The organism is Streptomyces sp. NPDC058459 (assembly GCF_042721685.1).
Lineage (GTDB): Bacteria > Actinomycetota > Actinomycetes > Streptomycetales > Streptomycetaceae > Streptomyces.
This window is the reverse complement of sequence record NZ_JBHXLV010000374.1, coordinates 1-2,772: the sequence shown is the minus strand read 5'-3', so window position 1 is coordinate 2,772 and position 2,772 is coordinate 1. Positions and strand designations below refer to the sequence as shown.

The following is a 2,772-nucleotide window of genomic DNA, read 5'->3' as shown; positions in this document are numbered from 1 at the left end:
GTCGCCGAACTCACCGGCGATGTCCTTCACGGCTGGCCGGAGGGCATGCGGCTGATTGTCCGCAAGGAACGGCCGCACCCCGGAGCCCAGTTGAGAATCACGGACGCGGACGGCATACGGCTGACCTGCTTCGCGACCAACACCACCGGCCGGCCCATCGCCGAACTCGAGCTGCGTCACCGCCGGCGGGCGAGAGCCGAGGACCGCATCCGCGCCGCCCAGGGCCACCGGTCTGCGCAACCTCCCCCCGCACCGCACGGCCCAGAGCAAGGTCTGGCTGGAGATCGTCCAGCTCGCACTCGACCCGCTGGTCTGGATGCCCATGCTCGCCCTGACCGGCAAGGCCCGCCTCCGGGAAGCCCGCCGGCTGCGACTCCGCCTGTTCTCCGACGGCCGGACGACTTGTCACCACCGGCCACCGGCGGACCTCCGACTGGCCGGGCACTGGCCCTGGACCGCCTACATCACCGCCGCCCTCGAACGGCTCGCACTCCTGCCGAACCCCTGCTGACCAGCAGATTCACCCGCCCCTACGACAGCACCTCACCACCCGGAGCAGTGGAACCCGGCGCCACCCCGAGACGACACTCGGTTCCTCGGCCTGCCCAACCTCAGCCCACAGCACGAAAACGGTCCACCGACTCCGTCGGCGGACCGTCACGAAACTTCGAGGCTAGTGCGGGAGGATGACAAGCTTGCCGTTTGGGTGTCCTGTCTGGCTCACGGTCAGAGCTGCCGCGACCTCGTCCAATGAGTAGGAGGCCGCAATGGGAACTCGTAGACGCCCGTCCTCGATCAGGGTGAGGATCTCACCGAGCGCTTCGGAGTCTCCTGCGCCCCTCTTGACCATAAATACCTCAATACCGGTACCCGCGGCGTCGAATGCCACGAGCGTGAGCACACGTGACGGCCCGCCGGCGAGTTCAATCGAGTCTGGGATCTCCCCGCGACCGGAGGCGTCTACGACCGCGTCAACGCCCTGGGGCGCGATCTGTCGGACACGATCGATCAAGCCTTCGCCGTAGAGAACCGGTTCGACCCCGAAGGAGCGGAGTAGCTCTTGGTTGCGTTCGCTTGCGGTGCCAATGACACGCACACCGCGGGCCACGGCCAGCTGTCCGGCGAATGTACCGACGCCTCCTGCAGCGGCATGGACGAGTAGGGTCTCACCTGCGGAGACCCGCAGCTTGTCGAGGACCCCCCACGCCGTGAGGCCCGTGCCACTCAGTGTCGCGGCAACCTCCCACGGAACAGAAGTCGGCTTGCTGACCAGCGCGGTGGGATCAGCGAGGGCCGACTGTGCGTAGGAAGGACTGAGCGAGGAACCCAGCACCTCGTCACCTACTTCAAAGGCAGTTACGCCCTCGCCGACCTGGTCAACCACGCCGGCCACGTCGGAGCCAAGGCCGCTTGGGAGATTCAGATGGATCTCCTGGCGCATGAAGCCTTGCAGGATCTTCCAGTCGATCGGGTTGACGCCCGCTGCCCGTACCGCGAGCCGTACCTGGCCCGGACCTGCATTGAGAGACGGGGCGTCGACGACACTAAGCACCTCAGGGGTGCCGTATTCGGAGAATTGCACTGCGCGTGACATGTTCTTGGTTCCTGGATCTCGTGTCCTGCACTGGGTATGACGTAGGAGGCGCGCTCTTACCTGCCGCAGAGCCCGGTGTGGTCGCAGAAAGGCTGCAACTGGCTGTTCCCGCAACCGCAAAGTACAACCCTGGTTTCGGCCGCCGGGCCTTGAGGCGTGTCGACTCTCAGCTCACCGCGGACGGTCAGCTGACCGTTTGCGTTACGGGTGATAGTGGTGGGCGTATTGGGGGTCTCCTCAGCGCCGTCCGCCAAGGCGTACTTCAGGGCACCCGAGGGGCAACGCCGCACCACCTCAGCCAGCTGATCGGCTGTGGCGTTATCCGGTTGGACCCAGGGGCGCTTCGCTGTGTCGAACACGCCGGGCAGGCCGCGAACGCACTCAGCGGCGTGGAGGCATCGTCTTGCCTCGAAGGTCACCGTAATCGCCTCTGCCTTGTAGGCCTTCTGATCGGAATCTCGGCTCATGCCCGCCTCCGTGTTCGCAGTGTTCAGGTCTTCAGTCGCTGACCTTGCTACGGGACTGATACAGCAAATCCTGATATTCGGGGTGACGGGCGATCCAGCCCGCAAAGAAGGGGCAGGTGGCCAGCACCCGCAGCTTCGCCACGCGCGCCTCGTCCAGGGCTGTGCGGGCCAGCGCAGACCCGACCCCCCGCCCCGCGTGCTGGGGCCCCACCTCGGTGTGCACGAATGCAATGAGTTCCGAGGTGCGGATGTACTGGGCGATGCCTACCGGCATCGACTCTCCGTCGACGCGGGCCTCATAGCGATTCTCCGCGTGCGCGTCCCTGACTTCCACAGCCATGTCTCCTCCTTCAGGAGCCCGACAAATATCGACCCGACGGATCCTCGCTGGATCCCTTGACGCAACGCGCCCTGGTTGACGTGTCAACTTAACCCTACGCCAGAAATGCCCGCAGCGCGACCAGGCGGACGCGGAACCGGCCGCCCGACCACTTACGATCGATAGATGAAGCGTCGATGACAGGCCCACGCCGGTGGCTGTGAATCCATCGCCGAGTCGACTCGACCTGGCGCCAAATCGCCAGGATGACGAAGCGCGGAGTGGTGGCGGAGGAAGAATTTTCTGACCACGGACGCGGACTTCAATCCTCGTGACAGCGGCGAACGAACGCCTCCGTGGGGCTCCCGTCCGGCGGCCCTCCTCACCGACCC

At 65.7% G+C, this 2,772-nt stretch carries 4 protein-coding genes and 1 pseudogene; 2 read left to right on the top strand and 3 right to left on the bottom strand.

Annotated elements, in window-relative coordinates; translation table 11 throughout:
* Positions 1–248: pseudogene (locus ACFWN1_RS32760) on the top strand (IS1380 family transposase); the annotation flags it as partial.
* Entirely contained in the window at positions 233–511 is a 279-nt protein-coding gene (locus ACFWN1_RS32755; protein WP_384370235.1) for a transposase, read from the top strand. The pseudogene ACFWN1_RS32760 and the gene ACFWN1_RS32755, both read left to right, overlap by 16 nt.
* A gap of 162 nt (positions 512–673) precedes the next feature.
* On the opposite strand, the gene ACFWN1_RS32750 is transcribed toward ACFWN1_RS32755, so the two are convergent.
* The 3 genes from ACFWN1_RS32750 to ACFWN1_RS32740 are packed head-to-tail and all read right to left on the bottom strand — an operon-like array spanning position 674 to position 2,401.
* Positions 674–1,594 carry an NADP-dependent oxidoreductase gene (locus tag ACFWN1_RS32750; RefSeq protein ID WP_384370231.1) on the bottom strand — a complete coding sequence of 307 codons (921 nt, stop codon included), beginning with the start codon at positions 1,592–1,594 and terminating at the stop codon, positions 674–676.
* A gap of 56 nt (positions 1,595–1,650) precedes the next feature.
* Positions 1,651–2,061: a (4Fe-4S)-binding protein gene (locus ACFWN1_RS32745; RefSeq protein ID WP_384370228.1), complete on the bottom strand. Its 411-nt coding sequence runs from the start codon at positions 2,059–2,061 to the stop codon at positions 1,651–1,653.
* A gap of 31 nt (positions 2,062–2,092) precedes the next feature.
* Positions 2,093–2,401, bottom strand: coding sequence for a GNAT family N-acetyltransferase (locus tag ACFWN1_RS32740; RefSeq protein ID WP_384370225.1), 309 nt, complete (start codon positions 2,399–2,401; stop codon positions 2,093–2,095).
* Positions 2,402–2,772 lie beyond the last annotated feature (371 nt).

Coding starts and splice junctions, on each gene's coding strand:
- ACFWN1_RS32750 (WP_384370231.1), bottom strand. CDS start 1,594: ATGTCACGCGCAGTGCAATTCTCCGAATACGGCACCCCTGAGGTGCTT.
- ACFWN1_RS32745 (WP_384370228.1), bottom strand. CDS start 2,061: ATGAGCCGAGATTCCGATCAGAAGGCCTACAAGGCAGAGGCGATTACG.
- ACFWN1_RS32740 (WP_384370225.1), bottom strand. CDS start 2,401: ATGGCTGTGGAAGTCAGGGACGCGCACGCGGAGAATCGCTATGAGGCC.